Annotated in this window: 5 protein-coding genes; 1 reads left to right on the plus strand and 4 read right to left on the minus strand. The window is 64.8% G+C overall.

The genetic code is table 11. The features are described from left to right. Positions 1–124: 124 nt before the first annotated feature. Genes Q4C89_RS13335 through Q4C89_RS13350 form a run of 4 tightly spaced genes read right to left on the minus strand, consistent with a single transcriptional unit; the run spans position 125 to position 4,743 of the window. Positions 125–1,954, minus strand: coding sequence for an arginine--tRNA ligase (locus Q4C89_RS13335; RefSeq protein ID WP_303103112.1), 1,830 nt, complete (start codon positions 1,952–1,954; stop codon positions 125–127). 25 nt (positions 1,955–1,979) lie between these two features. Next, a complete protein-coding gene (locus Q4C89_RS13340; RefSeq protein WP_303103113.1) occupies positions 1,980–2,354 on the minus strand; it encodes a hypothetical protein in 375 nt (124 codons plus the stop codon). Position 2,355: 1 nt separating this feature from the next. Continuing rightward, positions 2,356–4,185 carry an N-acetylmuramoyl-L-alanine amidase gene (locus tag Q4C89_RS13345; RefSeq protein ID WP_303103114.1) on the minus strand — a complete coding sequence of 610 codons (1,830 nt, stop codon included), beginning with the start codon at positions 4,183–4,185 and terminating at the stop codon, positions 2,356–2,358. Between the two features lie 42 nt (positions 4,186–4,227). Continuing rightward, positions 4,228–4,743 carry a DUF2726 domain-containing protein gene (locus tag Q4C89_RS13350; RefSeq protein WP_303103115.1) on the minus strand — a complete coding sequence of 172 codons (516 nt, stop codon included), beginning with the start codon at positions 4,741–4,743 and terminating at the stop codon, positions 4,228–4,230. A gap of 164 nt (positions 4,744–4,907) precedes the next feature. On the opposite strand from Q4C89_RS13350, the gene Q4C89_RS13355 reads away from it, so the two are divergent. Continuing rightward, the coding region (locus tag Q4C89_RS13355) for a (Fe-S)-binding protein (protein ID WP_303103116.1) at positions 4,908–6,271 on the plus strand (1,364 nt) is incomplete at its 3' end.

The raw sequence follows: 6,271 nt of genomic DNA on the forward strand, positions 1-6,271 counted from the left end.
GAGCACATTCGGGCGCTTTCCTCGGATGTGCGGAGTAAAGCCCAGTCCCGTATCAGGCATGAGCGATGGGCCGTGAGCCGTGAGGGTGCTCCTCATAGCCCACGGCCCATCGGCAATATTTGGGTTACATCGCCGCCGGAATCTCGATGCCGATCAGCGCCAGCGTTTCCTCGAAGGCCGTCCGCAAGCGGGCGACCAGGGCCAGCCGCGCCTCGCGCAAGCCTTCTTCGGACTGCAAGACGTTGGTGGCGGGTTTACCCTGCTTGGTCTTGGCGTTGTACCAGGCGTTGAAGGAGGTGGCGAGGTCCAGGGCGTACTGCGCGACCACGTGCGGCGAATGCACGCGCACGCTCTGCGCCACGATTTCGGGCAGCTTGGCGACCTGCTTGGCGAGAACCAGGTCAATCTCGGGCAGGGCGTCCCAGTCGGCCCCGGTGCCGTCGGTGGCGTATCCGGCTTCCTGCGCCTTACGCAGAATGTTGGCGGCCCGCACCGCCGCGTACTGCACGTAAGGCGCGGTGTCGCCGTTGAGCGCCAGCGCCTGCTCCCAGCGGAAGTCGATTTTGCGGGTCGGCTCGGCCTTGAGCATCGCAAAGCGCATGGCCCCGATGCCGATGCGGCGGGCGATTTCCTGGGCGTCGTCACGGGCGGCGAGTTCGGGGTTGATTTTGGCGAGTTCGGCCAGGGCACGTTTCTGGGCCTCGTCCATCGCGGCGTCGGCGCTGACCACATGGCCCTTGCGCCCGCTGATGGTCTGACCTTCCAGCGTCACGAAAGCGTAGGAGAGGTGGATGCTGCGCTCTTTTTTCTCCTGCTCGCCTGCCACACCCAGGGCGCTGCGAACCACGGTCTGCGGGTGGTCCTGGCGGGCGTCAATGACGTTGATGACTTCCTCGGCGTGACCGAAGCGCCGTCCCTCGTCGGCCTGCCCATCGGGGGCACTCGTCCAGATGTCGCGGCCCTCGGGGTCTTGCATGAACGGCTTGAATTTCATGCCCTCGAACAGGCCGAACTTCCAGAACTGGTAGCCGATGTCCTTGGCGGCGTACATGGCGTTGCCGTCACTGCGAACCAGCACCACATTGGGTTCTTCGAGGCCGGGCATGAACTCGGACACGTCCATGATGAAGGCCCCCGCGTACTTGCCCTCGGCAGGGCGCGAGGTGTACGTGCTGCTCTCCAGAATGTTCATGGCCTGTCCCAGCAACCCGCTGCCCACCACGTCCGATTCCCAGTTCAGCAGGTCGTAGCGAGCGCCGAGGCGAAAGCAGGTTTCGAGCTGCGCCTTCACCGTCTGCTCGACCAGCGGGCGCAGCACCCCGGCTTCCAGTTTGTGCATCACTTCGCTGATCTGGGGTTCCAGTTCGGCCTTCTGGGGGTCGGCGTTGAGCTGCACGTAGCCTTCGCCCATCCAGTGGTCGTACTTGGTCTGTTCGTCCCAGATGCGCCCGTAGTGCTGCATGGCGAAAATGCTCTCGGCGGCCTGACGCCCGGTGTCGTCAATGTAGTTCTGCACCTCGACCGTGTGCCCCGCCGCCCGGAAGATGCGGGCCATGCTGTCGCCCAGCACCACGTTGCGCAGGTGTCCGACGTGCAGTTCCTTGTTGGGGTTGACCGAAGTGTGCTCGATGACGACTTTGCCATTCAACTGGGGCATCTGGAAGGGCTGCTCGACCACGCCGCGCACGAACGCGCCCACGTCCAGAAAGAAGTTGATGAACGGCCCGACGGCCTCCACCTTCTTGATTCCGGCGGGCAAAACGATGGCCTGAGCGAGCGCGGCGGCGACTTCGGCGGGGTTTTTGCCTGCGGCTTTCGCCATCTGAAAAGCAGCGGGTGTGCCGTAGTCGCCGGGTTTGGTGCTGGGCGTTTCCTGAATCGCCGCGTCTACCGTCATGCCCAGTTGCTGGGCGGCGGCCTCGACAGCGGCCTTGAGTTGAGCCTTCAAGTCCATAGGGCCAGTGTAAGGGGCCGGGGCGTCAAGGAACGACGTTGACGGTCAGTGTGGTTTGTAGCATGCCTTCTTTGCCCGTCAGCACCACGTTGGTGACGTGTTTTCCCACATCGGCGTTGGGCGCGACGCCGATGCTGAGGCGCACGCTGCCGCCGCTACCGCTGATGATGCTGGAGCCGATGGGCTTGACGTTGACGCCGTCCATATTCACGCTCCCTAGAACCGAGACGGTGTAAATGCCCTGGCGCTGGGCGCGGTCAACGAAAGTCAGGGAGACTTCGGTAGCTGCGCCGCGCTGCACGGAGACGGCAGGGGGAGAAAGCCACACCGAGGCGTCCTGCAAGGTGGGCGTGCAAGCGGTGAGGGCAAAGGCAAAAGCAGGAAGGATGAGTTTTTTCATGTCACTTCACCTTGGAAGCTGCGTCCCGGTAGAAGCGTTCCAGCCCCAGCGCAATCGCCTGGGCAAAGCGTTCGCGGCCCGTGTCGCTCATGAGTTGGCGCAGGTTTTGCGGGTCGGTCAGAAAGGCCGTTTCAATCAGGATGCTGAGCTGGGTGGTGGGCCGGGTCAGCGCCAGATTCTGATAATGCACACCGTCGTTGCCGATGTCGGGCAGTTTTTCGACCAGGGTGGCCTGCACGGTGTCGGCCAGGGTGCGGGCCTGGGGGTTGTAGTAGTACACGCCCGAGCCGCGTTTGGAAGCGGGGTTCACGCCGTCGGGCAGGGCGTTGGCGTGGATGCTCACCAGCAGGTCGGCGTTTTTCGCTTCTGCCAGCAGCGCCCGGTCATAGATGGGCGTGGTCACGTCGCCCTCGCGGGTCAGGACCACGTTCGCGCCTTTTTCGCGCAGCAGTTCGGCCACCCGCAGCGCCAGCGGCAGCATCAGGTTTTTCTCTGGGACCCGCAGCGGGCCGGCCCCACCGAATTCGCCGCCGCCGTGTCCAGGGTCGATGACGATGGTGCGCCCGGAGAGCGGCTGGCGGGCGTCGAGTTTCGGGGCGTTGCGGACACGCAGCACCAGCGTGTTGTCGTCTTCGTAGGTGGCGTCGTAGCCCCAGCTCGGGCCGTTCAGGTCCACATGCACGCGGGCCACGCCGTCGGCGTCCTGGGTCCAGCGCACGTCGCGCACGGCCCCCTGCGGCACGTCCGACACGATGTAATCCACGTCCGAGATGCTGTGAAAGAGCCGCATATCCAGGCTGCTGCTGCCCGCCCCGACCTGCTGCTCGACTGTGAACGGCACGCGGGCGGGCAGCAGCACGCGCACTTCGCTGTGGGTGCCCACGTTCTTGACGTTGATGGTGGTGAAAATCACGCGGGGCAGCGGCGTGCCCTCGGGGGCCAGGGTCAGGGTGGACTTGGGCGCGTTGAGGGTCAGGCCGCCCGACACCTGCACGGTGTAGGTGTTGCCGTCTTCGCCCACCACGACGGTTCTGGCCCCGGTGCGCGGGTAGACTACATAGTTGCGGCCCGCACCGTTGCGCCAGACCTGCCCGCCCGCTTGCAGGCCGCGCCCGGCAATCGTCGCCGTCACTTCGCCCACGCGGGGGCCGCTGCCCGTCACGCTGAGTTTGCCTTTGCTCTGGGCCGTCGCCGTGGTGCCGTCGGGCTGGGTCAGGGTAAAGGTGACGGGCGCGGCGGCGAGCTGGGCGGGCAGCAGGAAGGTTCCGGCGTATTCGCCGGGCTTGCCTTCGGTCATGGGAAAGGGGCCGAGGTCGCCCACCTTGAAACTGGCCTGCCCGCCTGCCGTTCCGGTAAAGCCCACGGGCACGCCGCGCATCTCTAGATTGGCGGGCTGTATGTACGCCACCCGGTCAGCGGCAGGCAGGACGCTTCCTTCCACGATTTGGGCCGCGCCGCTCAGGACAGTTTTGGGCTTGCTGGTCACGCGCAACTCTTTGCTGCTGGTCACGCCGCTGAGGGTGGTTTCCAGCTTCAGCACGTTCTCGCCGGGTTGCAGCGGTTGCCAGAGGATGAACAGGCCGTCTGCGCCGACTTCGGCTGCTTGCCCGCCGATGCTGAGGGTCGCGCCGGGCTTCACGCTGCCTTCGAGCAGGACGTGGTCGAAGGCGACGGTGTATTTGTCGGGCGGGTAGGCCACGAAAATCGGGTCGTCGCTGATGGGCGGCAGCAGGCGGGTCAGGTCGGCAGGCGTGGGCATAGGGGCAGTGGGGGCCGTCTGGGCGGCGGCGAGGGAGCAGAGCAGCAGGGCAGTCAGGGCGGTGCGTTTCAAGGTAGAGCCTCCCGTGGGTTGCGTGTTGGAAGGCAGGATAGGTCAACGCGGGCCGCGCAGTCCCTCCCGTTCTAGAACGCCGCGCAACTCGTCCACCCGGTAGCGGCGCGAGGGCAGGCGCAGCAGCCGCAGCCCACCCGAACGGAAAATCACGTCCTTGACCGAGTCGCGGTACTTCTGTTCGTCGCCTTGGTGCGAAGCGCCGTCGAGTTCGATCGCCAGCACGGGCCGGAAATGGTCGCCCGCGTCCACAATCAAAAAGTCGGTGTGCTTGTCGCGCAGCCGCCCCAGGGTGGAATTTCGCTGGGCTTCGTCAGTGATGGTAAAGAGGTCGTTGAGCCGCACGTTGGGAAAGGCGCGGTAGGGCGTGCCGTGCAGGGCGTCTTCCAGGGCACGAAAAAAGGCGTTCTCGTCGGGAGAGAAGAAGTAGCGCTTAGCCCTGAGCGGCAGGGCGTCGGGCACCCGCTGTCGGCTGGTCGGTGGGGGCGAAGCGGGAACAGGCGGGGGCGGCTGCGCTTCCCTGATTCCGAAGAGAGCCGCGAGACATCCGAGGGGCATGGTCAGACTGTAGACGCCGCGCCCGCCGTCCTGGTCGTATGCTGTACGGAATGTGAAAGCCCGCTATACTTTCCGGCAGACTTTGAACCGAGTTCAATATTCCGCCCCTGTCCCACTTTCCCCCGCTGCGCCGCGCTGAAGCGCTCCCCCCGGAGGTTTCCCCCTTGCTACCCTTAGCCCACCAAATTGCCTTTTTTGTCTTCGCTCTGGTCGCTGGCGGTATCGGCGCGTTCGGGTTTTACCGCCTGTTCCGCCGGATTCGCCGTGGCGCCCCCGCTTCCGAGTGGCGCTTCCAAGACGCCCCGCAGCGCATCGGCTACGCCATCTGGACTTCGCTGACGCAGGAGCGGACTTTCCGCAAGCGCCCGGTCATCAGCCTGCTGCACGCGCTGATCTTCTACGGCTTCACTTATTACCTGCTGGTCAACGTCATTGACGGCCTGGAAGGGTACTTCCACTTTTCCATCAGCAGCAGCAACCTGCTCGGGGCCGCCTACAACTTCCTGGCCGATCTGCTGAGCTTCGGCGTGCTGGTCGGGGTGCTGGGCCTGCTTTACCGCCGACTGTGGGGCAAGTCTCGGCGCGACTTCCGCTTTACCGAAAAGACGCTGCTGCACCCGCTGGTCAAAGAGAACTATATCAAGCGCGACAGCCTCATCGTCTCCAGCTTCATCCTGTTTCACGTCGGCAGCCGCATCGTCGGCAACGCCGCCAAGATGGTGGAAGAAGCACGCTTGCACGGTGGGAACTACGACTGGCTTCAGCCGTTTTCCTCGGCGCTGGGCAGCTTCGCGTTTCATGGCCTGAGCGACAGCGCGATTCACGGCTGGCGCATCTTCGGCTTCTGGGGCGCCCTCGCCAGCATTCTGGCCTTCCTGAGCTACTTCCCGTACACCAAGCACATCCACATCTTCATGGCGCCGCTGAACTACGCGCTCAAGCGGCCTGTCGGGTCGGGCGTGTTGCCCCCCATGAAGGGCCTGGAAGAAGCGATGGAGCAAGAAGAACCCAAACTGGGCGTGGAAAAGCTGGAAGACCTGGAATGGCCCCGCTTGCTCGACGCCTACGCCTGTATTCAGTGCAACCGCTGCCAGGATGTCTGCCCCGCCAACGCGACGGGCAAGGCCCTCAGCCCCGCCGCGCTGGAAATCAACAAGCGCATGGAGCTGAACGTGATTGCCGCGCAGCACAGCCCCTTCGTGCTGAAGCCCGTGCCCTTTGAAGAAGGCGCGAGCACCGCCAAGCCGCTGCTGGAATACGCCATCAACGAGGAATCGGTCTGGGCCTGCACCACCTGCGGGGCCTGTATGCAGGTCTGCCCGGTGCAAGACGAGCAGATGCTCGACATCGTGGACATTCGCCGCAACCTGGTGATGGTGCAGGGCGAGTTCCCGCCGCAACTGCAAACCGCCTTCCGTGGCATGGAGCGGGCGAGCAACCCCTGGGGCATTTCCCGCGACAAGCGCCTGGAATGGGCCGAGGGCCTCAAGGTGCCCACCATTGACGAAAACCCCGAACCCGACGTGAT

The organism is Deinococcus sp. (assembly GCF_030523985.1).
In the GTDB taxonomy this organism is placed as follows: domain Bacteria; phylum Deinococcota; class Deinococci; order Deinococcales; family Deinococcaceae; genus Deinococcus.

Bases quoted from the DNA above. Each gene is read 5' to 3' on its own strand.
- Q4C89_RS13335 (WP_303103112.1), bottom strand. From the start codon at position 1,954: ATGGACTTGAAGGCTCAACTCAAGGCCGCTGTCGAGGCCGCCGCCCAG.
- Q4C89_RS13340 (WP_303103113.1), bottom strand. From the start codon at position 2,354: ATGAAAAAACTCATCCTTCCTGCTTTTGCCTTTGCCCTCACCGCTTGC.
- Q4C89_RS13350 (WP_303103115.1), bottom strand. From the start codon at position 4,743: ATGCCCCTCGGATGTCTCGCGGCTCTCTTCGGAATCAGGGAAGCGCAG.